General features: G+C 60.0%; 22 protein-coding genes and 1 pseudogene. 14 read left to right on the forward strand and 9 right to left on the reverse strand.

From position 1 onward, the window contains the following. Positions 1 to 174 precede the first annotated feature (174 nt). From NKH19_RS27350 to NKH19_RS27360, 3 genes are all read right to left on the reverse strand, one after another. Entirely contained in the window at positions 175 to 687 is a 513-nt protein-coding gene (locus NKH19_RS27350; RefSeq protein ID WP_352872564.1) for a DEAD/DEAH box helicase family protein, read from the reverse strand. Positions 688 to 830: 143 nt separating this feature from the next. Beyond that, complete coding sequence (locus tag NKH19_RS27355) at positions 831 to 1,217, reverse strand: hypothetical protein (protein ID WP_352872597.1); 387 nt, start codon at positions 1,215 to 1,217, stop codon at positions 831 to 833. 236 nt (positions 1,218 to 1,453) lie between these two features. Continuing rightward, entirely contained in the window at positions 1,454 to 1,666 is a 213-nt protein-coding gene (locus tag NKH19_RS27360) for a hypothetical protein (protein ID WP_352872566.1), read from the reverse strand. A 567-nt stretch (positions 1,667 to 2,233) separates the two neighbouring features. Between NKH19_RS27360 and NKH19_RS27365 the strand changes: the two genes are divergently transcribed. Genes NKH19_RS27365 through NKH19_RS27375 form a run of 3 tightly spaced genes read left to right on the forward strand, consistent with a single transcriptional unit; the run spans position 2,234 to position 6,630 of the window. Beyond that, positions 2,234 to 3,262 carry an ABC transporter substrate-binding protein gene (locus tag NKH19_RS27365; protein ID WP_352872567.1) on the forward strand — a complete coding sequence of 343 codons (1,029 nt, stop codon included), beginning with the start codon at positions 2,234 to 2,236 and terminating at the stop codon, positions 3,260 to 3,262. Between the two features lie 54 nt (positions 3,263 to 3,316). Next, on the forward strand, positions 3,317 to 5,554 hold the full coding sequence (locus NKH19_RS27370) for an ABC transporter permease (RefSeq protein ID WP_352983138.1): 2,238 nt from the start codon (positions 3,317 to 3,319) through the stop codon (positions 5,552 to 5,554). Continuing rightward, entirely contained in the window at positions 5,554 to 6,630 is a 1,077-nt protein-coding gene (locus NKH19_RS27375) for an ABC transporter ATP-binding protein (protein WP_352872570.1), read from the forward strand. Before NKH19_RS27370 ends, NKH19_RS27375 begins: the two co-directional genes overlap by 1 nt. On the opposite strand, the gene NKH19_RS27380 is transcribed toward NKH19_RS27375, so the two are convergent. Beyond that, positions 6,620 to 7,414, reverse strand: a complete 795-nt coding sequence (locus NKH19_RS27380; protein ID WP_352872571.1) for an inositol monophosphatase family protein — start codon at positions 7,412 to 7,414, stop codon at positions 6,620 to 6,622. The two genes, NKH19_RS27375 and NKH19_RS27380, sit on opposite strands and share 11 nt — an antisense overlap. A gap of 303 nt (positions 7,415 to 7,717) precedes the next feature. Next, positions 7,718 to 7,897: a hypothetical protein gene (locus NKH19_RS27385; RefSeq protein WP_352872573.1), complete on the reverse strand. Its 180-nt coding sequence runs from the start codon at positions 7,895 to 7,897 to the stop codon at positions 7,718 to 7,720. Between the two features lie 612 nt (positions 7,898 to 8,509). On the opposite strand from NKH19_RS27385, the gene NKH19_RS27390 reads away from it, so the two are divergent. Beyond that, positions 8,510 to 9,034, forward strand: coding sequence for a hypothetical protein (locus tag NKH19_RS27390; protein WP_352872575.1), 525 nt, complete (start codon positions 8,510 to 8,512; stop codon positions 9,032 to 9,034). A 115-nt stretch (positions 9,035 to 9,149) separates the two neighbouring features. Here NKH19_RS27390 and NKH19_RS33640 read toward each other — a convergent pair whose 3' ends face one another. From NKH19_RS33640 to NKH19_RS27405, 4 genes are all read right to left on the reverse strand, one after another. Further along, positions 9,150 to 9,317, reverse strand: a complete 168-nt coding sequence (locus NKH19_RS33640) for a sunset domain-containing protein (protein WP_502911050.1) — start codon at positions 9,315 to 9,317, stop codon at positions 9,150 to 9,152. A gap of 272 nt (positions 9,318 to 9,589) precedes the next feature. Then, positions 9,590 to 10,021 (reverse strand): Ros/MucR family transcriptional regulator, encoded by a 432-nt coding sequence (locus NKH19_RS27395; RefSeq protein ID WP_352872577.1) that lies wholly within the window; start codon positions 10,019 to 10,021, stop codon positions 9,590 to 9,592. Positions 10,022 to 10,195: 174 nt separating this feature from the next. After that, positions 10,196 to 10,645 carry a PAS domain S-box protein gene (locus NKH19_RS27400; RefSeq protein ID WP_352872580.1) on the reverse strand — a complete coding sequence of 150 codons (450 nt, stop codon included), beginning with the start codon at positions 10,643 to 10,645 and terminating at the stop codon, positions 10,196 to 10,198. Between the two features lie 486 nt (positions 10,646 to 11,131). Beyond that, positions 11,132 to 12,166 (reverse strand): LacI family DNA-binding transcriptional regulator, encoded by a 1,035-nt coding sequence (locus tag NKH19_RS27405; protein ID WP_352872582.1) that lies wholly within the window; start codon positions 12,164 to 12,166, stop codon positions 11,132 to 11,134. 191 nt (positions 12,167 to 12,357) lie between these two features. On the opposite strand from NKH19_RS27405, the gene NKH19_RS27410 reads away from it, so the two are divergent. The 10 genes and pseudogenes from NKH19_RS27410 to NKH19_RS27455 all read left to right on the forward strand — a co-directional run bounded on the left by NKH19_RS27410 (position 12,358) and on the right by NKH19_RS27455 (position 21,712). Then, the gene (locus tag NKH19_RS27410; protein WP_352872584.1) at positions 12,358 to 13,452 is read left to right on the forward strand and encodes a sterol desaturase family protein; all 1,095 of its coding nucleotides are present in this window, start codon (positions 12,358 to 12,360) and stop codon (positions 13,450 to 13,452) included. Positions 13,453 to 13,514: 62 nt separating this feature from the next. Further along, positions 13,515 to 14,459, forward strand: a complete 945-nt coding sequence (locus NKH19_RS27415; RefSeq protein ID WP_352872599.1) for a sugar ABC transporter substrate-binding protein — start codon at positions 13,515 to 13,517, stop codon at positions 14,457 to 14,459. A 98-nt stretch (positions 14,460 to 14,557) separates the two neighbouring features. After that, the gene (locus tag NKH19_RS27420; protein ID WP_352872586.1) at positions 14,558 to 15,610 is read left to right on the forward strand and encodes an ABC transporter permease; all 1,053 of its coding nucleotides are present in this window, start codon (positions 14,558 to 14,560) and stop codon (positions 15,608 to 15,610) included. Then, positions 15,610 to 16,629 (forward strand): ABC transporter permease, encoded by a 1,020-nt coding sequence (locus NKH19_RS27425; protein ID WP_352872600.1) that lies wholly within the window; start codon positions 15,610 to 15,612, stop codon positions 16,627 to 16,629. Before NKH19_RS27420 ends, NKH19_RS27425 begins: the two co-directional genes overlap by 1 nt. Positions 16,630 to 16,751: 122 nt before the next feature. After that, positions 16,752 to 17,597, forward strand: coding sequence for an ATP-binding cassette domain-containing protein (locus NKH19_RS27430; RefSeq protein ID WP_352872588.1), 846 nt, complete (start codon positions 16,752 to 16,754; stop codon positions 17,595 to 17,597). An 85-nt stretch (positions 17,598 to 17,682) separates the two neighbouring features. Further along, positions 17,683 to 18,687 carry a Gfo/Idh/MocA family oxidoreductase gene (locus NKH19_RS27435; protein ID WP_352872589.1) on the forward strand — a complete coding sequence of 335 codons (1,005 nt, stop codon included), beginning with the start codon at positions 17,683 to 17,685 and terminating at the stop codon, positions 18,685 to 18,687. Beyond that, the gene (locus tag NKH19_RS27440) at positions 18,684 to 19,643 is read left to right on the forward strand and encodes a sugar phosphate isomerase/epimerase family protein (protein ID WP_352872590.1); all 960 of its coding nucleotides are present in this window, start codon (positions 18,684 to 18,686) and stop codon (positions 19,641 to 19,643) included. The genes NKH19_RS27435 and NKH19_RS27440 overlap by 4 nt, the downstream gene beginning before the upstream one ends. A gap of 11 nt (positions 19,644 to 19,654) precedes the next feature. Then, on the forward strand, positions 19,655 to 19,963 hold the full coding sequence (locus NKH19_RS27445) for a MocE family 2Fe-2S type ferredoxin (RefSeq protein ID WP_192180180.1): 309 nt from the start codon (positions 19,655 to 19,657) through the stop codon (positions 19,961 to 19,963). A 6-nt stretch (positions 19,964 to 19,969) separates the two neighbouring features. Continuing rightward, a pseudogene (locus NKH19_RS27450) lies at positions 19,970 to 20,751 on the forward strand (TIM barrel protein). 136 nt (positions 20,752 to 20,887) lie between these two features. After that, positions 20,888 to 21,712 carry a 3-methyl-2-oxobutanoate hydroxymethyltransferase gene (locus tag NKH19_RS27455; protein WP_352983143.1) on the forward strand — a complete coding sequence of 275 codons (825 nt, stop codon included), beginning with the start codon at positions 20,888 to 20,890 and terminating at the stop codon, positions 21,710 to 21,712. Positions 21,713 to 21,851: the final 139 nt, after the last annotated feature.

Consider the following 21,851-nt stretch of genomic DNA (forward strand, 5'->3'; position numbering starts at 1 on the left):
TCCCATGCAGGCTGATTTCGGCGGCAGCGGATAGTCGTGCATCTTGAGCCAAGCGATGCAATCGGTCCGGCTCTTGCGTATCTCGATCAGCGAGAAGCGCTTGACATGCCAGGCTTCGAAGCTGGCTTGTCGTGGATGGTCGAGCCCCATCCCATTCGCAACACTTTCAAGGCCTTAGGCCAGCCGAACAAGGATATCGTCGACGACACTCGGGACGGTGCCGGCCGTGTCGATATTGATCCCGACGGGAAGGTATTCGCGGGTCCCATGATAGCGGAGTACCAACGCACGCTCGTCTGGCTCGAAACCCGGCTCCGCTGGCCGTCCATCCAGACGTCGGTTCAGCGTCTCGACATCTATTTCGAGCACGAAAATCTTGTCGAATAGGTGCAGGAACTTATGGAAGTTACGGGAGCCGCCGCAGAAGAAGGTGACTCGGTGGGTGGTGTCGGCGACCAAGGATCGGACCTTGTCGACAGGCCAAATCCAGTGCGCGTAACTCCAGGCGATGCGGTCCGCGACGCCTTCAGGTGGTCCGGCCAGTGCCTGGCCTGTCTCGGGGTCGCCGACATAGGCCAAGACCCGGTCACCATGAATGACGTGGTAGCCGCGCCGTTCCAGCTCGGTAGCGACAGACGTTTTTCCAGTGCCGGATCCGCCTTCGATCAGATAGTTCCTGATGCCCATGGGCGCCGTTTACCACGGCTTTCAATTCGGTGAGAAGAGACTCTACTGCGGACGCTTCACCAACGAATTCACCTAATCAGAGGCAGCTTGGTGTCGGAGACGTCACCGCCTCCTTGCCGTCGCGCCGGCGAAGCGGCGCTCAGCTAGAAACAGGCGAAGTGATTGGAGCTCCGAAGCTTGGCTAGCAGGATGATGGCCGCTCCGCGGGGGTCAACCTTCGCTTGCTCACTCAGCGGAGACGCATACCAGGCAGCCAATTCTGCCACCAAAACAGCGATGTCCCCGTTTACCGATGCGCATTTAAGTTGTCCGTTCTTCGCCATCACGATTATTGCTGTGCCCGTGACGCCATACCCAATCGCGGCCATCCGCTGAACGCAGCTATCGCCGTCGACACGAACGTCGAAAAGAACCGATCCTGCGGTTTTCTCCGCAGCGTCAGCCACACGATCACAGAACGGCCGATGCAGGCCTTCGATGTTGCCAAGTGACTGCTCAAACAACGCCAATTCAACATGTTCCGCCACCATCGCCACGAAAATGCGCGTCGGCTGGCACAATCGGCAATAGGCCAGGTCTGATTATCCCCACACCAACCGCCCTCCCGATTCGTTCCACGTTGCCTCTTTATGCAACTTTCGAAGCACAAATCATGAACAAGGGATGACGGGGCATTCGGTTCAAATTCGCCGCTAACGTCGGCTTCGCGCCCAATGTCCGGCCGCAATAGATCAGTTTGCGACTTCCCGAAAGCAGACCTTCGTCCTTAATGCCCTTTACGATTCGGATCGCGGCGCTGAAGATCAGATGGGTCCGCGAGAGGTGGTCGACGCGCAATAGCAATGGTCTCGTAAGGTGCCACGTACGCCATCTCAAAGGCTCCGCCCAGAACCTTGGTCATCGCAAACAGTGCGGCACCGATGCCTAGTTTGGGGAGCAGTCTTGAATGGGTGACTAGGTGGGTGGCGATATCGGCCATGGCGTCCTCCTGTAGCCATGAGCATCGCCTAGGTTGACGCACGGGTCCTTGGCGCGAACCTGAAAAATCCTGAACAACACTGAAGTTCGCTTTCGCCGTGGCTTCAGCTAAGCTGCAGTACTCGGACGCGACAACTGTCGAATGGACATCCACTTCGGACCTTACCAGATGAAACGCGCGGAACGGCAATTGCTCGGCCCGGGCGGGCCGATAGAGCTTCCATCGCGTTGCTTCGATATCCTTGGCGCGTTGCTGAAAACGCCGGAATCGGTGGTCGGTAAGCTCGAACTCTTCGACAGCGAATGGTGGTGGGGGACAATACCCTGCAGGTACAAATGTCTGCGCTGCGCAAGGCGCTTGCTGGCGCCCGGGTGCTCGAATTGCATCCCACGTTTCGCTACAGCCGCCAGTGAGCAGGCGGCCTCAGTAAGATGGAAACTGTGAGTTATGCGCAGCGCCATCTATGGAAAGCGCTGCAACTCGGTCAGGCGGGTGCTAGCTTCCAACTTGTATTTTCCGCCTATCTGGGTTTCATAAGTCGGCAAATAACTTAGGGAGGAATTCAACATGATAAAAAGGGCAATTCTCGGCGCCGGTATCCTTGCCGCCGGCATGTGGAGCGCGTCGTCATCGGCGTCCGCCGAAAGCCTGACCATGTATTGCGGCGTCGACGAGGTCTGGTGCCAGCAGACGGCGCGGGCCTTCGAGGAAAAGACCGGCATCACCGTCGACATGACCCGCAAGAGCGCCGGCGAAATCTACGCGCAGCTGCGCGCCGAGGCGGCCAATCCCAAGGGTGACATCTGGTGGGGCGGCACCGGTGACCCGCACCTACAGGCGGCCGAGGAGGGTCTGACCGAGGAGTACAAATCACCCCTGATCGATCAGTTGCAGCCCTGGGCGATCAAGCAGGCGGAAACATCCGGCCACCGCACGGTCGGCATCTACTCCGGCGCACTGGGCTTCGGCTATAACAAGGATCTGCTCGTCAAGAACAATCTGCCCGAGCCGAAATGCTGGGCCGATCTGATCAAGCCGGAATACAAGGGACAGATTCAGGTCGCCAACCCGAATTCCTCAGGTACAGCCTACAACATGCTGGCGACGATCGTCCAGCTGTTCGGCGAGGAGAAGGGCTTCGAGTACTTGAAAGCCCTGCACAAGAACGTCAACCAATACACCAAGTCGGGCTCGGCGCCGATCAAGGCCGCCGGGCTTGGTGAAACCACGATCGGCATCGTCTTCATCCACGACGCCGTGTCGCAGGTCGTTGCCGGCTTCCCGATCGTTCCGGTCACCCCTTGCGAGGGAACCGGCTACGAGATCGGCTCGGAATCGATCATCAAGGGCGCCCGCAACATGGAAGCCGCGAAAAAATTCTACGACTGGGCGCTCGAGGCCGATGTCCAGTCTAAGGCGCAGGATGCGGGGTCATTCCAGGTTCCGTCGAACAAGGCGGCAAAAACCTCCGACAAGGCGCCTGACCTCTCTGCCATCAAGCTGATCGACTACGACTTCAAGAAGTATGGGTCGAGCGAAGAGCGCAAGCGCCTGCTGAAAAAGTGGGACGAGGAGGTCGCGTCGCTGCCGCAATAGCAGATGCGCTTTCGTCAAACCCGCTGGCCCCTTGAACCGACCGCCGTCCTTTGGATGGCGATCGGATGGGTGGGGTTTGCCTTGCTGCCCTGGTACGGCATCGAGGACGGGTTCTTCGGCCTTTCCTGGCTGTTAGACGGCTACCCGTTCGAAAGCAAATTCGCACCGGCGCTGGTTCTGGCCCTCAAGGGCGGGAAACTGTGGTTGGCGCCGCTCGGCTTCCTGCTGGCGGCGCCGCTGCTTCTGTGGGGTCGCAACAAATCCGATCCGTTTTTCGGCCGGCTGCTCGTCATTGTCGGCGCTACTGGATTTGGCTGGCTTCTGTTCCAGGGCTTCGCCATCGGATTGCACGGCTGGCAGTTCAGCTGGCTGACCAGCCTGTTCGGCGATCTTGGCGACCGCCAGTTCGGCATGGGTTACGGCGCCCTGCTGGTCAGTGGCGCCTTTCTGTTCCTGTTCACCCTGGGTATTGCCGCACGCGGTGCCGTCGGCGGCGACGTATTCGTCGTCAGCTCAATCGGCTTTGTCGTCGCGGTGGTTTCCGTCTTCATCTTCATGCCGATCCTGATGATGCTGGCCAACGCCATGCAGACCGACGACGGAGGCTATTCGCTTGTCGCGTTCCTGGCCAAATTGTTCAGTTCGCGCCTCTGGAGCCTGGCTTGTCTGGCCGGCGGCAGCCGCTGCGGCGTTGCCTGGAACTCGCTGCTGCTCGCTGTACTCGTCGGTCTGCTGACCATGTTTCTGGGGCTGGTGTTCGCGCTTGTCGTGACACGCACGGGTTTCCGCCACGGCAAGCTGCTGCGTGCGCTGACCGTGTTGCCGATCATCACGCCGGCCTTTGTCATCGGCCTTGCCATCATCCTGTTGTTCGGACTGTCGGGCGCAGTGACACAGAGCGTCGCCGGCGTCTTCGGCATCCAGCCAACACGCTGGGTATACGGACTTCCCGGCCTGCTCATCGCCCAGGTTCTCGCCTTCACCCCGATCGCCTTCCTGGTTCTGATCGGCGTTGTCGAAGGCGTCAGCCCGTCCATGGAAGAAGCCTCGAAGACGCTGCGCGCCAGCCGCTGGCAGACCTTTTGGACCGTATCCTTGCCGCTGATGAGGCCAGGCCTCGCCAACGCCTTTCTGCTCGGCTTCATCGAAAGCATGGCCGACTTCGGCAATCCGCTGGTGCTGAGCGGCAATTACGATGTCCTGTCGACGGAAATCTTCTTCGCCATTGTCGGCGCGCAGAACGATGCGGCACTTGCGGCGATCTTGGCACTGGTGCTGCTAGGCTTCACGCTTGGCGCCTTTTATGCGCAACGCTTCTGGATCGGCAGGCGCTCCTATACCACTGTCACCGGCAAGGGCGACGCCGGCGTCCATCCACGCTTGCCGGAGGGGCTGACACACGCGCTATATATCATCGCTGGGATATGGACGGCGTTCACCGTGCTGGTCTACGCGGTGATCTTCTATGGCAGCTTCGTCAAGCTGTGGGGCGTCGATCAGAGCCTCACATTGCAGAACTACAAGAAGGCATTCTCCATCGGCTGGAATGAATTCGGCATCCATTGGTCGGGCTCGGCATGGAGTTCGTTCTGGACGACGATGGAAATAGCACTGATATCGGCGCCGCTGACCGCAGGGATAGGACTTCTGACCGCCTACCTTCTCGTTCGCCAGAACTTCCGTGGCAAGAATGCCTTCGAATTCGCGACGATGCTGTCGTTCGCGATTCCGGGAACCGTCATCGGTGTCAGCTACATCATTGCCTTCAACGTACCGCCGATCGAACTGACCGGAACCGGCATCATCCTCGTGCTGTCGTTCATTTTCCGCAACATGCCGGTAGGCGTGCGGGCCGGCGTCGCCTCCATGTCACAGATCGACCGCAGCCTGGACGAATCCTCGCTCACACTTGGCGCCAACTCCTGGCAGACCTTCAGACGCGTCATCCTGCCATTGCTGAGATCGGCAATGCTGGCGGCGCTTGTCTATTCCTTCGTGCGTGCGATGACCGCAATCAGCGCCGTCATCTTCCTGGTCAGTGCGCGCTACGATCTTTCGACCAGCTACATCGTCGGACGTGTCGAGAACAATGAGTACGGCATCGCTATCGCCTATTCGACGGTACTGATCGTCGTCATGCTGGTGGTCATCGGCCTGATGCAGCTGGTCGTCGGCAGCCGCAATATCGGCCGGCGCGGCATCCAGGGGGGCGACGGCGGCTGGAGCGTACGCACCAATGTCAGCCTGCCCGCAACGCCAGGCGGCCAGACGACAATAGCAGGAGCCGGGTGATGGCCGAAATTCGCGGCAATGCAGCCTCGGTGACTTTCGAGCATGTCACCAAGACTTATCCAGGTGCCAGTACGCCGGCGGTGAACGACATCTCACTTGCAATCGAAGCCGGAAAGCTGGTGACACTTCTCGGACCTTCCGGCTGCGGCAAGACGACGACGCTGCGCATGATAGCCGGCCTGGAAATGCCGTCCAGCGGCCGTATCCTGATCGGCGGCGACGACGTGACTCGGCTGCCGGCCACCGACCGCGACGTATCCATGGTGTTCCAGTCCTATGCGTTGTTCCCGCACATGACGGTGATGGAAAACGTCTCCTACGGTTTGCGCTTCTCCGGCCATGGCAAGAAGGAGGCCGCGTCCCGCGCCCGCGCCGGGCTGGAGTTGGTCGGCCTGACCGGTTTCGAGGCGCGCCTGCCCAGCGAACTGTCGGGTGGTCAGCAGCAGCGCGTGGCGGTGGCGCGCGCGCTGGTGCTCGAACCGCAAGTGCTGCTGTTCGACGAGCCTCTCTCCAACCTCGACGCCAAACTGCGCCGGCACGTGCGCGAGGAAATCAGGGAGATCCAGATAAAGCTCGGGCTGACCGTGGTCTATGTCACGCACGACCAGGAAGAGGCGCTGGCGGTTTCGGACCGCATCATCGTCATGAACAAGGCAGTGGTCGCACAGGACGGCACGCCACGCGAACTCTACGATGCGCCAGCCGACGCTTTCGTTGCCGACTTCATCGGTGAAGCTAATATACTGCATTGCGAGGTGGTCTCAGTGCAAGGGGACGAAGCGGCCGTTCGGCTAGGTTCGCTTACCTTGAAACTGCCGGCGCGTGGGCACCGGGCCGGCCCGGCGAAGCTGGCCGTCCGTCCAAGTCGCATCGAGATCGGTCCTGCCGGCGCGCCGCAGACGATCGCAGGTACGGTCGTAAAGGTCACCTATGCCGGCAGCCATCTCGAACTGGTCATTGCCACGGCGCTTGGCGACGTGTTCGTGTTGTCGCGCAACGTCGATGAGCCGTTTCAGGCGGGCCACAGTGTCGGCATCGGCTTTCCGGAGCGCGGCCCGGTTCTGATCAAAGCTTGAAGGGTTCGACGCAGAGGTCGCGAATCTGGGCGAACACACCGTTGCCGGCGCAGATCACCAGCGTGCCTTTCTCCAGAACGGTCCTCGGGTCCGGCTTGACGATTGTGCCGCCGGCTTCCTCCACCAAAAGCATGCCGGCCAGGCAATCCCAAGCGTTCATGTGCTCCTCGACATAGCCCAGCAACCTGCCGGCAGCGACATAGGCGAGCATGAGCGCACCCGAAGCGTTGCGGAAAAACACGCCGCCTTCGGCAACCAGAGAGCGGATGAGCGTAACGATATTTTGCATCTCGGCGCGGTTGGAGAAGCCGATGCCGACCGAACCTTCGGTCAGGCTGGTGACGGCACTTGTCCTGATCGGCTTGCCGTTGAGAAACGCACCACCGCCCTTGCGGCAATGGAAGGTCTCGCCGGTGGAGGGCTCGTGGATGACGCCGACCACGGTATCACCATCCTTGGCGCAGGCGATGACCACGCACCAAGCCGGAATGCCGCGCACGAAATTCGCAGTGCCGTCGATCGGGTCGATCACCCAGACATGCCCGGTCGATCCGGCGACCGAGGCATGTTCCTCGCCGACAATGCCGTCGTCCGGATAGGCAGCTTTCATCGCCGCGCGGATGAACAGCTCGACCTCTCGGTCGGCCTGCGAAACCATATCCTGATGGCCCTTGCTCTCAATGGTAAGGCTGTCGAGATCGCGGAAATATTTCAGGCCGAACTCACCGGCGCGTCGCGCGAGATCGATGGCGAAATGTTCACGCGCTTTGTTATCGGATGTCATGGGTCCTTCAGAATATGAACGCGGGCTGGAAACGGGCTGGGTGGAGAAACGTAGCGGTAGAGATGACAGGGTGCAAATGATGAGCTCTGCACCTGCGCGAAATCGTCGTCGTTTGTACGGTCAAGATGTGCGCTACTGCGTGGAGGGCTCGCCTGATTGTCTTGCTCGCCGGTCAGCCCTGACTATCCCGCATGAGCTGACCGACCACGACCAGCGCGCCATCCAGGTATGCCTCAGTGATGGAAGCCGTTGCGCCGAAGGTGGGCAAGCGCGGTCCTTTACAAAAAGCAGGTAGCTAAGCGGTTACCTGCCCGTCACGGCGTCCTTGTGGACAATCCAGCGCTTCGGTGCCTGCGCTTCCCGGATGATCTTGGCGGCCTCGTCTCTAGTGATGCCAACCTTGCGGGCATAGTAGGCTGCCTCCGCTTCAAGCCCGCCCTCTAACGGCGCATCAATCGCCTGCTTTGCCTTCTTCTTCCCCATGAGGCGAATCATACCACATCTCGATGCTTAGCTGAACGGTCGCTTCTGAGGTGTCTAAAATTTCAAACCGAGACACTAGCGCCATCCACCAATCCTTGACGAGATAGGCGCCGATCTTGCCGGCAAACGAATCGACCAGACCTAGCCAAGGTCCAGGCGCTCGGGCATCGCCGCCGCTAGCGCCCCACGACCCATCTCCAGTAGGTTGATCGTCTGCAATCTTCCTTGCAGAGCCAGAAGACGACATCCGCTTCCGGTCCAAAGTTGTCTTCGGGCAGCAGCCAGTGGGTGAGTTCCCAGAGGAAGCCTGATGGACCATGACACCCTCGAAAAATTGAATTTGGAAGAGTGCTGGAAAAATCTGACAGGGTTGGGAAAACAGGATCTGACACGCGGGACCGCGTCGGTTCGCCCCAGCAATCGACGCTTTTGCTGGTTGTTGCCGCGCTTCCGGGCACGTTCTCATACTGGCAGTGCCGCTCGCTGAAATTGCCAAACCGGCAGGTCGCTGGTTTTCTTTTGCACTCACTCCGGGAGTTACTGTGATCGAGGTTGACTGTGACGTGGAAGCGAATCCTTGGAGGGCTCGACTCGGTCAACCGGCTTCAGTTCATGCTGGACGATGGTATCTTCCAGCCGAGTTGTTCTGGCGTATTCCACAACGTCTGGCCGACGTCGGACGCGACCTGGCATCAGCAGGATGAACTCCTGGAACTGCTGCAGTTCCATCAGCCGATGGAGGATTTCCTGGAAGGCCAGGATCGCGTGTTCTACGATCAGCTACCCGATGTCATTCAGATCTATCGTGGGTGTAGCAGGGATCGCCTGCACGGCCTGTCTTGGACGACCGACCGACGGATTGCCGAATCCTTCGCAAGGGGCCATCGCGGCGTCCCGGTGCCAGAGCCGGTCGTGGCGCGAGTGAGCATCCCCAAATCAGCGGTCCTGGCAATCTCAATCGAACGAGGTGAAAGCGAGTGCTTGTCGATCCGGATAGCATTTCGGCCAACGCGATGGAATTGGCGTGACGACACGTCCGGATCGGCTCCGCAGCGAAACGCCATTGCACTCAATCTTGTTGTCGCCACTCGTCACTCGTTTCAGGCGAAGGCACGCTCTCCGATCCTTCCGGCGTGATCTGGATGCGCCCGGCCGGTTCTCTGGATTCACGGAGTGAAGACGGGCCGGGAGAGCCATGAGGGCTATTCGCGGCTATCAAGGGCAATGAACAGGTCCAAGGCGGTCGCCACCATCACACCTTGGCTTTCCGCCAACCGGCCCACCATGCTTGCCACTGCGAGCAGAACCAGCGCTCGCCTCGGGCCGGATTCACGCGCGTTGCCGAATAATATGCTTGGCCGGCGATGTGATAGATGCGCTCGCCGCGCTCGTTAATGTTCCCCTTGATGTCGCAGCCCATATTCCGCGCCGCGACATAGCTCGGTGAAGTGCCGGACGAATGGACCCGCGGGAGCTAGCGCTGATCGCCGCAAGCAACGGACGTAAACCCAAGTAGTACAAGAACCATTACGAGGTGACTGGCGCGATGCGAGTGCCACCATGGCCTTCGTCGTCCTGTCCATTTGAGATGAACTGCTTTGCCCATCGCCCTCTCCCAGGAGGGAGAATGCGTCCGTTAGGAGCGGAAGTCTAGAAGTTACAGATACCGAGGGACGCCTAAGCTTTTCGCCTTTACGCTTTCCTCAGCGGCGTTTTCGCAGCTGCCTTGCGGCCAAGGCCCATGGATTTTGCGAGCGCTGATCGCTGGGCCGCGTAGCTCGGCGCCACCACAGGATAGTCTTTCGCAAGACCCCACTTAGCTCTGTACTGGTCCGGTGTCATGCCCAGCAAACCTAGGTGGCGTTTCATAGATTTGAACTTGCGCCCATCCTCGAGGCTTACGATGTAGTCGGGAAACACCGACTTATTCGGATTTACCGCTGGAGTCAGCACTGGTGGCGGTGGGGCGACGGGCTCTATTAACCCTGACAGAGCAGAATTGACGCTGAGGATCAAATCCGAGAGACCCGACACCGGAGTCGCGTTGTTCTGAACATAGGCGGCGACAATGTCTGCGGTCAGCCCCAACAGATCGATGCCCGACTGCTCGCTTGCGTCGTCCATAGTTCGGTCTCCTTGTTGACTATCTCGCTCCTACGCGGGAAGTTCAGTGAGCGCAATCACTGCACTGTTAACACCAACTATCCGTGCTGGTGTTAACAATGAGCCTCGGCGCCATCGCATGACCAACGGTGTGCTGAAAAGGGGCGTGACGCAGGCCTGCCGGCGCTCATGGTTTCACCGCTTTCGCTCTCCATGCGTATGCCATACGAGCCTCGACGACGTTCGGAACAGTTCGGTCGTTGTTTCCGCTAGCCGTGGTTCGATCGGTATGCCTTGCTCACTGCTCAAGCGCTTCGATTTCGCGAGGACGCGCTGGAGCAGCGACACGAGTGTGTTCGCATGGCAGTCTGCTCTGTGCGACGCCCGAGCAACGAGCGGGACGCCACCCGCAAGATAGGCCGCAAGCCCGTCTGCGTGCGCCTTGCGCAGATGCGGCGGGACGATGAGCTCCGAGATCTGTCTGCCGACCGCTTCAGCGCGCGAATAGCCGGAGGTCTCCTCGGCCGCCGGGTTGAATTCCACAACCAATCCGGCTTCGTCCGTGACGATCACGCAGTCGAGCGATGAGCGAACCACCGAAGCGAGGATCGCCTCTTGGACGTTTCTGGCGTCGTCTTCTTGCAAGAGCGGGCACTCCGCGCGCGCCGCCGCCCAACCGCACCGAAATCGCCCGCTCTTCAACCGCCACACCGCATCATGCGCCGCCTCGGCCGGCCGCGCGCGCCCGTCAACCTGAGCAGTCCCACCTGTCAGGCGCATCAGTGCACCCACCGCGGACCAAGCGAAACCGTCAAATCCCCATAGCGCCGAAACCGAGCCTCCATCCCGCGGGTTCTTTCCCTGGAGGCTTTCGGACGCCGGCCCGTCGCCAAGCCAACACGTTGGCCGGAAGCGGACTTGTGGCTTGGGACTGTGAGAAGCGCACGTTCAGGCGCCCCCATGCATCGACGCGATCTGTGTAGGGTTACGGATGCCGGCCAACCCCCATAGGCTGCCGAGCAGCAAAGCGCAGCATGTCGGTCGTTGAGGTCGGCTTGTGAGTGAACTGAAAGCGGACATTCTGAAGGGTCGTAGAACGCCCGAAGGGGCGACCCCTAGCTGACATTTGCCTCAGATATTTTCCGGCGTGACTATTTCGAAAGGAATTGACCGCTGAAGGGTGGCGAACGGTGCTTGTGGTCCAATGACATCAATCATGGTTTGGACAAGAAGGGCCGAGGTTGCGTCGAGCGGATGACAGAGAGCTGCAGTGATCAACCCTTCAGACAGTCCCTTTCGGGTTTCGGGTCCAATATCACGGCAAACCAGCTTGATCCCCGAGCGCTTTTCGAGAGTTGCCTCCCTTAGCGCACGGAGGACGCCGGTTATTCCGCCGCCGACGATCAGAATGCCAACAAGGTCGTCAGTCGCCTTCAGCAACTCGGCCACCATGCGGTACGCCTCACTCGATTCCTCATGGGTCGGACGACTTTCCTCCACTGTTAGCCGCGGAGCATGCTCGCGCAAATAGGACCGGAAGCTGGCGTCTGCGACGTCCTGGCATTGATAGCGGTGGTTCCCTATGAACACCGCAATGCGACCAGGGCCATGTGTGGTCTGGGTGATCAGGAAGGCTGCGGTGCGCCCCAGCTTCCAGTTGTCGGTGCCTACATACGCCGCCCGTTCCGGCGCTGATTGGTCGGTAATGTAAGAGATGACGGGTTTCCCGATCTCCTTCAGAGAACGGATGGCCTGGCCAATGATCGGATGATCTGCGGCGACCACAGCGACAGCGTCGCACGACTCGCCGAGCGCGACGAGGCGGCTCGAGATAGTCTCCGGTGTCAGCAGATCCACAAAGTCGATAACCGGCTCGATCACCTCGTCCCGGCGATCGCGACAGGCGGCAACGATTTTCTTGCCGAACAGCTGGTAGAGATCGCGAGTGGACTGCTGGAGTAGGAAACCCAACCGATAATGCGGCGATATCTGACGGGCTCGGTTATCAATCGCGCCGATGCCGTAGAACCCTATTTCTTCAGCCGCGCTTTGAACGCGCTGGATGGTTTTCGGACGTACGGAAACCGAGCCGCTCAGAATTCTGTTTACGGTCGCTGTGGATACGCCTGCGGCAGTAGCGAGATCGCGAATTGTCGGCCGAGTCATGAACCTCACCTTCGTTTGTATCATGATGATTGAGCCGAAATGATACAAATGTCATTTTGATATTATTTTCGACTACTACAAATATCAACCCTCCGATATGAAATGTGCCAGCTAGGGTGTGATCTGGTGATGGCTCTCGGCGGCTAGACCCACACGCTCAAGACTGATCCGGGCACGGAGGTGCTGTTACGATGGATGACCTTCAGTATGGGACACGCGACAAGCGCGGCAATTGGGCGCCGCACCGCCGCGCCGAACCGGCGCCGTTGTGGCATCGTCCGTTCAATGCAAGAAAGGTCATCGCCTGGCTCCCTGATTTTTTTTGGCCGTGGAATGCTTTCCACATCGCCACATCGCTCCTCTGGGTGAATTTTCTCATCCCGAACTGGCAGAGCCTGGCAAGCTTGTCGCTGCTCAACTATTTTTGGCTTTACGGTCTGAACGCCGCCGGCATTTTCCTGTTTTATGGCTTCTTCGAGCTGCGCTTCTACGTTCATCGTCGGCAGGGCACGCGCTTCAAATACAATGCCAAATTTCCGTCTGATGTGCCGTCCGACGTTTTCTGGTTCCAGCGCCAGAACCTAGACAATTTCCTCCGGTCCTTCTTTGTCACCATTCCGCTGTGGACGGTGGTCGAAATCGTGATGCTGTGGGTCTACGCCAACAGCTGGGCGGTCTGGCTGCCCTGGACGACCAATTGGCTCTACTTGTCTTTCCTGGTGTTGCTCGCGCCGTTTGTTCACGAGGTTTATTTCTTTCTGCTGCACCGCGCGATCCACTGGCCACCTGTCTATAAGTGGGTCCATTCGGTTCACCACAATTCGATCAACCCCAGCCCATGGTCGTCTCTTTCCATGCACCCAGTGGAAGGCTTCCTGTATCACGCCGAGGCGTGGCTGCACCTGCTGATCCCATCCAACCCGGTCTGCGCCTATTTCACGCTGCACGGCGCCGGCTTTGGCGCGGTCAACGGTCATCTTGGCTTCGAAACATTCGAACTGACCGACAAGATGAATCTCGATAGCCATTCTTATGTGCACTACCTGCACCACACGTACTTCGAGGTGAACTACGGCGGAGACGGTCTCGTGCCGCTCGATAAGCTGTTCGGTACCTGGCACGACGGCAGCAAGGAGGCCGACGACGCGATGAAGGCGCGCTTCCTCAAAAAGAAAGAGAAGCTACGCGCCAAGCAGCAAGCCCGTGGCGCAGGCTCGGGTATGCCGGCGGAGAGACGGAAAGGCATCAGCGCCTATGAGGAGCGGGCGCGGGGCAGCAGAACTTAATTTGAACACCTGCAGGGCGGGTGAAACCTGGGAGGACTACTGTGAAGCTTTTAAAGACACTCATATCGGCAACGGTTCTGACTGCGTTCAGCACCGGCGCGACGCTCGCCGCCAACATCTTCGTGATCGGCGGCAAGCCGGACGATCCGTTTTGGTCGATCGTCAAGCGGGGTGCCGAAGACGCCGGCAAGGTGGTCGAGGCCCAGGGCGGCAAGGTCACCTGGCTCGGTCCCCAGAACTATGACAATCTGGGTGTGGACGCTGCCGAGCTGATCCGGCAGGCAATCGACCAGAAAGCCGATGCCATTGTCGGTCCGGACTGGGTGCCAGAAGCAATGGATCCTGCGTTCAAGGCCGTCAAGGGTGCCGGCATTCCGCTGGTCATCTACAATGCCGGCGGGTTGAAGGCGGCCGATCGCCTCGGCGCGCTGAACTACGTCGGCTCTGACGACTACAGGGGTGGCGTCGCGGGCGGCGAGTACCTGGCCAAAGCCGGCAGCAAGAAAGGCGTCTGCATTAACACCCTCCCGGGTGCAGCCAATATCGAAGCTTATTGTGGTGGCTTCAAAGAGGGGATGAAGAATGGCGGCGGCGAGGCCGACGTGTTGCCCTTGCCCGCCACGTCGTTCGGTTCAGCTACAGCTGTTGCGCAGGCTGTGAAGGCTTATTTGCTGCAGCACTCGGACGTGACCGCCGTGTTCACCATCGGTAATATTGACGCCAACTCCGCCATGAACGGCCTCACCCAGGCTGGAAAAAGCGATAAGGTTCGTCTCTGCGGCATCAACTTCGACGAGACCATCCTGAACAACATCAAGGACGGGAAACAGGCCTGCGCGATTGATCAGCAAGGCTACCTGCAGGGCTACCTCGCCGTGGCGATCCTGAACGGCAATGTAAACTACGGCCTCACCGTGCCCACTCGTGAGATCCTGACCGGACCCGGCATCATCGACAAGGCTTCCGTGGATGCTACCATCGCTGGTGTGAAAGCCGGGACGCGATAGCCCTTTGTTCAGTGCCGCCCTCGCATGGAGCGGGGGCGGCCATTCCATCTCCCTGCGGCGGCCTGATCGTGGCTGGCCGCCCGCTCGCGGATTACCCAATGGCACATCCCGTGACTTCCACATCGATCCAGGCGGGGGACCCCACGCGGTCCGGACTCGCCCTCGGCCGGCTGGCGCGTCGACCAGAGTCGGGCTCGTTCCTCGGCCTGGTCGCGGTTCTGCTTTTCTTTGGCCTGTTCGGCGGAAGCGGCTTCCTGTCGGCAGCCGGCACGGCCAGCTGGTTGAACATCGCGTCCGAGATTGGGATCATCGCAATGCCGATAGGGTTGCTGATGATCGCCGGGGAACTCGACATCTCGGTCGGCGCCGTGATCCCCGCAGCGTCGCTTACCGCTGCCATCATCTCGGGTCACTATGGGCTGCCCGACTGGCTTGGCATAACGGCCGCGCTTGGCCTCGGCCTCGCTGTCGGCCTCCTCAACGGGCTCTTCGTGACGAGAACGACCATCCCGTCACTCATAATCACAATCGGCACCATGTTCCTCACGATGGGCCTGACGCTAGGTCTCACCGTCAAGATCGCTGGCAGCACCGGCGTCTCGCTTGTGCCGGGCCCGCTTACCAAGGCAATCTTCGGCGACTATCTCGGCGGCATGTTCCAGGTCACGATCCTGTGGTGGGTGCTGTTCGTGATTGGCCTGTTCTGGCTGTTGCACATCTCCCCCCTGGGCAACTGGATCTATGCCCTCGGTGGCGACAAGGAAAGTGCGCGCAACGTTGGCATTCCGACCAAGCGGCTGACCATCGGTCTGTTCATGCTATCCGGCTTCAGTGCCGCTTTCGTCGGGGTCAGCGAGGTGATGGTCTACCAGAGTGCGCAGGTTCTGGCTGGTCAGTCCTTCATCTTCAATTCCATCATGTGTGTGGTCATCGGGGGCGTTCTGCTCACGGGTGGCTTCGGCTCGATCGTTGGCATCGTGTTTGGCACGATTACTTTCTCGATCGTGAACCAGGGCATCTACTTCACCAGCCTGGATCCCAACATCGGCAGCATCATAATCGGCGCGCTTCTTTTGATCGCGGTGCTGACAAACGACACCTTCCGGCAATTGGCACTCAGCTATTCGCCGAAGAAGGGGCCGCAGTCATGATGGACGCAATCAAATCGGTGCTGCGTCGTCCCGAAGCCGGCTCGATCCTCAGTCTTATCGGTGTGGTGCTGTTCTTCGTTCTATTCGGCGGCGCCAACCTGGACACGCTCGTTGGCGCGGCGAGTTGGGTCAATTTCGCGGCCAATCTCGGTATTGTCGCCATTCCCGTTGGGCTGCTGATGATCTCAGGCGAACTCGACATCTCCATCGGCGCTTTGATCCCAGCCGGTTCCATGACAACCGCCATACTCACCGGTTACTACGGACTGCCCATAGGGGTAGGGATAGCTGGGGCGCTGGCAATCGGCGTGGCGGTAGGCCTGGTCAACGGTCTGCTGACGATCCGCACCTCCGTGCCCTCGCTCATCATTACTCTGGCCACGCTGGTCGCTATGCAGGGGGTTGTGCTCAGTGCTTCGGTGCTCCTAACCGGCAACGCCAGCGTTGCCCTAACGGCGCCGGACTGGGCGAAATTCCTGTTCGGACAGTTGATCGGTGGTAGCCACCAGGTCATCATCGTCTGGTGGATCGCATTCGCCGCTGTCACAGGCTTCGTTCTGCACAAGACCCGTTACGGAAACTGGCTGTTTGCAATGGGCGGCGACCGCGTCAGCGCCCGCAACGCCGGCATTCCGACAGACCGCGTGACCATTGCGCTGTTTGTGTTGTCCGCAGTCAGCGCCACCTTCGTCGGGATCTGTCAGGCGGTCCTGTTCAATTCCGCCCAGGTCTCCGGCGGCATGAGCTTCATCTTCAATGCCATCGTCTCCGTGGTGGTGGGCGGTGTGCTGCTTACCGGCGGTTTCGGTTCGGTTATTGGTATCTTCGTCGGCACCGTCACCTTCGCCATCGTCAGCCAGGGCATCTACTTCACCCAGATTGACCGGAACTGGTCGAACCTGATCATCGGCGTGATGCTTCTGGTGGCGGTGATGATGAACCAGTCCTTCCGCGACCTGGCTCTGTATTTCAGGCCGCGGCGCGAGCGAAGCGTGCCGCGGGAGCCAGCAAACCCATGAAAAATGATCTGCTACAGCAGCCAAGCAATGGGCTCGCATCGATCAACGAGCATCGACCTTCAATTTCCTCGCCTATCAACAGTGTCAGGCCAGCCGGATCGCAGATGGGAGATGAGCCCGCCATGAACGATAAACCTGCCATTCTCGAACTGAGAAACATCAACAAGTCCTTCGGACCAATCGACGTCCTGCATGACATTTCGCTGACGGTGCGCGCCGGCGAAGTGCTTTGTCTGCTCGGTGACAACGGCGCCGGCAAGTCGACCCTCATCAAAACGCTCGCCGGAGTCCACAAACCCACCAGCGGCCAGATACTGATGGACGGTCAGCCGGTTACCTTCTCTGGACCTCGGGAGGCCCAGGCACAAGGAATCGCCACAGTGCACCAGTTCGGCGGCACCTTCCCGCTGATGAGCATCGGGCGGTCCTTCTTTGTCGGCGTAGAGCCGACCAAAGGCTGGGGACCGTTCAAGGTGTACGACCGCAAGCGCGCCAACGAGATCGCGGTGAAAGCGGTACGCGACTTCGGAATCACACGCATCGATGATGGTGACCGCCTGGTTGGGGGGCTGTCCGGCGGCGAGCGCCAGTCGCTCGCCATTGCTCGTGCTGTGTATTTTGGAGCGCGCTTGCTGATCCTGGACGAGCCGACCGCGGCGCTCGGCGTCAAGCAGGCTTCGCATGTGCTGCGTATCGTCAATGAGGCGAAGAGGCGCGGCCTGGCCGTCGTCTTCATTACCCACCAGGTCATGCACGCAATGGCCGTCGGCGATCATTTCGCGGTGCTGATCCGCGGTGCCATCGCCGCGGATTTCCACAAGGGCGACAAGTCACGCGAGGAGATCACAGATCTGATGGCTGGCGGCGAGACCATGGCCGACCTCGAAGCCCAGGTCGAGGGTTACATGGAAACGCATGAGGGGCATCCGCCGTCCCTCCAGGTGGTGGGGGGCCCAGCCGCTCAGTAGACGCTTCCCTGGAGGCCCAGCAAGTCGGCTGCGCATCACGGCGCGCCGCTGCCCGTAAATTCGAAACACAAAGAATAGGACTGAGATGACAATCCGCATTGCGGTGATCGGCGCCGGCTTGATGGGCGCGGACCATGCCAAGATAGTTGCCGAGGAGCTTCCCGGCGCAAAGCTCCAATTGGTCTGCGACATGGATGAGCAGCGCGCTCGTCTGGTCGCCGATGAAAGTGGTGCCTTCGACATTGCCACCGACCCCAAGGGCGCCATCGCGCGACAAGACGTGGACGCCGTGATTATTGCGAGTCCCGATTTCACGCATGCGCCGCTTTCGATGGCCTGCATTGCCGCCGGCAAGCGCGTCCTATGCGAAAAACCGCTGTCACAAGCATCAGCTGACTGCATCGCGGTGATGGAAGCCGAACGGAAAGCGGGGGCGAAATTCGTCCAGCTCGGCTTCATGCGGCGTTACGACCGATCCTATCAGGAAATGAAGCAAGCGCTCGATAATGGTCATCTCGGCCGGGCGCTGATGATGCACAATTTTCACCGCAATGTTGAAACGCCTGCGGCCGACTTTACCGGCGCGATGGCTATCACCAATTCGGCCCCGCACGAATTCGATGTGGTGCGATATGTGCTCGGCACCGAATATGCTGCCATCTCTGCATTCCAGCCAAGCCGCTCGGACGCGCGTGTGGCACCTGTCGTCATGGTGTTGGAAACCGTCGACGGGCAGCTCGTCAATATCGAGATCAACAACAACGCCGCCTACGGCTATGACGTCCGCGCCGAACTGATCGGCGAGCGCGGAGCGGTGGCGACGAAGAACATTGCCTACACCCGCAGGGAGTCGGCGCTTGCCCAAAGCACAAGCTACGACGCCGACTGGCGGACCCGGTACTACGATGCCTATCGCCGCCAGAACCGCGACTTCCTTCGCTTTGTCATGACCGGTGAGTTCCCCGCGACCGCCTCGGATTGCTGGGACGGCTACTGCGCCGCCGTCGTTGCCGAGGCCGGCGTGGTAGCGCTGAAGGAAGCCCGTCGTACGCCTGTCCAGATGATTGCAAAGCCGGAGTTCTACGCGTGAAGCTGGGTTTCGTTTCAGACAGTCTCGGCAATCTGCCGTTCGAGGCGGTGCTTATTCATGCCCAGCGCATGGGGGTATCCGGCATCGAGGTGAACACCTGCGGCTGGTCGACCGCCCCGCATTTCCGGCTTTCGTCCATGCTGGGTAACAGGGAAGCGCAGAAGCGGATTGCTGCAGCTTTCGTGGAACGCGGCCTGGAGATCATAAGCCTCAACGCCAACGGCAATCCGCTGCACCCAACCGATCCGGCCCAAGGCCAAGGGTTGAAAGACACGATCCGCGTCGCCGGCGAGATGGGCATTCGCACCGTCTGCACCATGAGCGGTCTGCCGGCTGGCAGCGCTGGCGACAGCATGCCGAACTGGGTCGTCTCGTCCTGGCCGCCGGAAACGCAGACCATCCTTAAATATCAATGGGAAGAAAAGCTGATCCCGTTCTGGACCGAGATCGTGGCGCTGGCGAAGGAAAACGGCGTCGAGCGCATTGCGCTCGAGCTGCATGGCAATCAGTGCGTCTACAACGTGCCTTCGCTGCTGAAGCTGCGAGACGCGGTAGGACCTGTCGTGGGCGCCAATCTGGATCCCTCGCACCTGTTCTGGATGGGCGCTGACCCGCTCGTTGCCGCCGAAGCGCTGGGGGCGGCCATTTATCATGTCCATGCCAAGGACACGATGCTGAACCCGCCAGTCCAGGCAACGACCTCGCTGCTTGAGAATGGCAACCTGATGGATATTCCGGCCCGCTCGTGGAGCTACATCACTCTTGGGTTCGGCCATGGTGAGGAGTGGTGGCGGCAATTCTGTTATCGGCTCAAGATGGCTGGCTACGACGGCTGGCTTTCCATCGAGCACGAGGACGTACTTCTGAACTCGCTGGAGGGGCTCGAAAAATCCGTCGCGCTCCTCCAGAGCGTGATGCCGTCAGCTTCCGCAGACTTCAAACCGCAAGATATCTGAGGAGAGACTCAATGCCCTGGGTTGACGCTTGTGCCGCTGACGAAATCGAAGCCGAGGAAGCCAAGCGCTTCGAGAATGGCGGCCGTACCTTCGCGATCTTCCGCAACGACGCGGATGAATACTATTGTACAGACGGGCTGTGCACGCATGAGAAGATCCACCTGGCGGACGGTCTCGTCATGGGTAATACGGTTGAGTGCCCCAAGCACGCTTCCGTTTTCGACTTCACGACCGGCGAAGTAGAGACGCCCCCGGCTTGCGAGAACCTCAAGACTTACAAGACGAAGGTCGAGAACGGCCGCGTCATGGTCGAGGTTTGAGCCGTCATGAGCGAACCCCTCCAGTTGGCCGCCTGCGCCGAGATGCTTTGGCTTGATCGTCCGATGGCTTGGCGCGTCGCACGTCTGCATGAGATGGGTTTCGGCGTCGGATTGTGGAATTGGCCGGACCATGACCTCGCAGCGCTCGAGAAGTCGGGGGCGACTTTCACGATCATGAACGGCTACCTCGAAGGAAGGCTCGCCGACGACGAGGGCGCCGACATGCTCTTGAAGTCCGCCCTGGAGACCGCAAGAGTCGGAAAGCGCCTCGGGATTGCCAGGCTCAACCTGCACGGCACCGGGCTCGGCGACGGCGGTATTCCTATTGTGAAGTCCGAAGTCGAGACCGGCCCCATGTGGCTGAAGGCGCGGGACACCTTGAACCGCATCTGCGACATGGCCGAGGCCGAAGATGTCGTCTTCACGCTTGAAAACCTGAACCTGCTTGACCACCCGGGCTGCCCCTTCGGCTCGACGGCAGCGGTGCTGGCATTGGTGTCATCGATCAATAGACACCCAACTGCGGATCAATCTCGACCTTTATCACACTCAGATCGGCGAGGGCGATATCGTGCGCTGGTGTCAGAAATGCCTGCCCTTCATCGGCGAGGTGCAGGTGGCCGACAATCCGGGTCGTTGCGAGCCGGGAACAGGCGAGATGAACTGGCCCTACATCGCGAGAGCTCTGTTCGACATGGGGTATCGCCGGGCCGGTGGGTCTGGAAGCCTTTGCCCAAAACGATCCGGAGGCAGCGCTGGTCGCTTTCCGGCGGGCTTTTACGGTGTGAGCCATGCGGGGATGCTCATTGGCGCGATGCGGGGCGGGCGTCATAATCAAGGGCGGCCCTGTCCGACCATGCTTTCCGATCGAGCGCTGCTCGCAGATTCCTTTCAAGTTCATCTGACCTGCAGTGGAGGCTAATTATGGCCATGTATCACAACCGTCCTCATGTCGAGGATATCCGAAAGATGAAGAGGAATGGACAGAAGATATCCATGCTCTTCGTCAGCACGCCCGACGAGGCAGCCGCCGCTGCCGCGGCAGGCATTCACATGCTCTCCATCGAGGGCCGATACTTTGACCAGGAAATGCGACAGGCAGCCGGCGACTGTTTCGTTCAGGTCGGTCTGCCTTACGGCGGCTGGGGCAGCTTTGCTGGCCGTCCGCTGGCTACGGCAGAGGACTATCTGCGTGCGGCTTTCCACTTTGCTGGCATTGGTGGCGACGCCTTCTACTGCTCCGCGTCCTACGACATCCAGAAGGCGCTCTGCGACAACCACCTCCCTGTCGTCGGGCATATCGGCCTGATCCCTTCGTACATCACCTGGACCGGTTGGCGCGCAATTGGAAAGAGCGCGGAAGAAGCGATACGCCTCTGGCGGCACACCCAGAAACTCGAGGAGATCGGTGTCTTCGGGGCGGAACTGGAAGTCGTGCCCGACCGGGTGGCGAAATTCCTGACCGAAAACTCGTCGCTGGTCATGCTTGGCATGGGCGCCGGCGAGCATGCAGATGCGCAATACCTCTTCACAGAGGATGTCTGCGGCTATGGCAAGAACCATAAGCCGCGGCACGGAAAGGTTTACCGGAACCTCGGCCCTGAGCTGCAGAAGATCCAGGACGAGCGCGTGGCGGCTTTCAGGGAATACAAAGCCGACGTCGATTCCGGGCGGTACCCCGGTTACGAGCACACAGTTCCGATTGGGGACGCTGACTTCGATAGCTTCATGCAAGCAGCCAAAAGGTGATAACCATGCGTGCGGGGGGACCCGATCCCTCACGAGCGGGTGTCAGACAAGTCGTAGTCCGCAACACAAAGGCGCCAACGCTCGATGAAATCAAAACGCTGATTGCCAAGAGGGAACTCATCCTTTCGGCGAAGCTAGA

Source organism: Mesorhizobium sp. M1338 (assembly GCF_040318045.1).
Classification (GTDB): Bacteria; Pseudomonadota; Alphaproteobacteria; order Rhizobiales; family Rhizobiaceae; genus Mesorhizobium.

Excerpts from the sequence above, each read along its gene's own strand:
- NKH19_RS27350 (WP_352872564.1), bottom strand. The coding sequence starts at position 687 with ATGGGCATCAGGAACTATCTGATCGAAGGCGGATCCGGCACTGGAAAA.
- NKH19_RS27355 (WP_352872597.1), bottom strand. The coding sequence starts at position 1,217 with ATGGTGGCGGAACATGTTGAATTGGCGTTGTTTGAGCAGTCACTTGGC.
- NKH19_RS27360 (WP_352872566.1), bottom strand. The coding sequence starts at position 1,666 with ATGGCCGATATCGCCACCCACCTAGTCACCCATTCAAGACTGCTCCCC.
- NKH19_RS27365 (WP_352872567.1), top strand. The coding sequence starts at position 2,234 with ATGATAAAAAGGGCAATTCTCGGCGCCGGTATCCTTGCCGCCGGCATG.
- NKH19_RS27370 (WP_352983138.1), top strand. The coding sequence starts at position 3,317 with ATGGCGATCGGATGGGTGGGGTTTGCCTTGCTGCCCTGGTACGGCATC.
- NKH19_RS27375 (WP_352872570.1), top strand. The coding sequence starts at position 5,554 with ATGGCCGAAATTCGCGGCAATGCAGCCTCGGTGACTTTCGAGCATGTC.
- NKH19_RS27380 (WP_352872571.1), bottom strand. The coding sequence starts at position 7,414 with ATGACATCCGATAACAAAGCGCGTGAACATTTCGCCATCGATCTCGCG.
- NKH19_RS27385 (WP_352872573.1), bottom strand. The coding sequence starts at position 7,897 with ATGGGGAAGAAGAAGGCAAAGCAGGCGATTGATGCGCCGTTAGAGGGC.
- NKH19_RS27390 (WP_352872575.1), top strand. The coding sequence starts at position 8,510 with ATGCTGGACGATGGTATCTTCCAGCCGAGTTGTTCTGGCGTATTCCAC.
- NKH19_RS33640 (WP_502911050.1), bottom strand. The coding sequence starts at position 9,317 with ATGGGCTGCGACATCAAGGGGAACATTAACGAGCGCGGCGAGCGCATC.
- NKH19_RS27395 (WP_352872577.1), bottom strand. The coding sequence starts at position 10,021 with ATGGACGACGCAAGCGAGCAGTCGGGCATCGATCTGTTGGGGCTGACC.
- NKH19_RS27405 (WP_352872582.1), bottom strand. The coding sequence starts at position 12,166 with ATGACTCGGCCGACAATTCGCGATCTCGCTACTGCCGCAGGCGTATCC.
- NKH19_RS27410 (WP_352872584.1), top strand. The coding sequence starts at position 12,358 with ATGGATGACCTTCAGTATGGGACACGCGACAAGCGCGGCAATTGGGCG.
- NKH19_RS27420 (WP_352872586.1), top strand. The coding sequence starts at position 14,558 with ATGGCACATCCCGTGACTTCCACATCGATCCAGGCGGGGGACCCCACG.
- NKH19_RS27425 (WP_352872600.1), top strand. The coding sequence starts at position 15,610 with ATGGACGCAATCAAATCGGTGCTGCGTCGTCCCGAAGCCGGCTCGATC.
- NKH19_RS27430 (WP_352872588.1), top strand. The coding sequence starts at position 16,752 with ATGAACGATAAACCTGCCATTCTCGAACTGAGAAACATCAACAAGTCC.
- NKH19_RS27435 (WP_352872589.1), top strand. The coding sequence starts at position 17,683 with ATGACAATCCGCATTGCGGTGATCGGCGCCGGCTTGATGGGCGCGGAC.
- NKH19_RS27445 (WP_192180180.1), top strand. The coding sequence starts at position 19,655 with ATGCCCTGGGTTGACGCTTGTGCCGCTGACGAAATCGAAGCCGAGGAA.
- NKH19_RS27455 (WP_352983143.1), top strand. The coding sequence starts at position 20,888 with ATGGCCATGTATCACAACCGTCCTCATGTCGAGGATATCCGAAAGATG.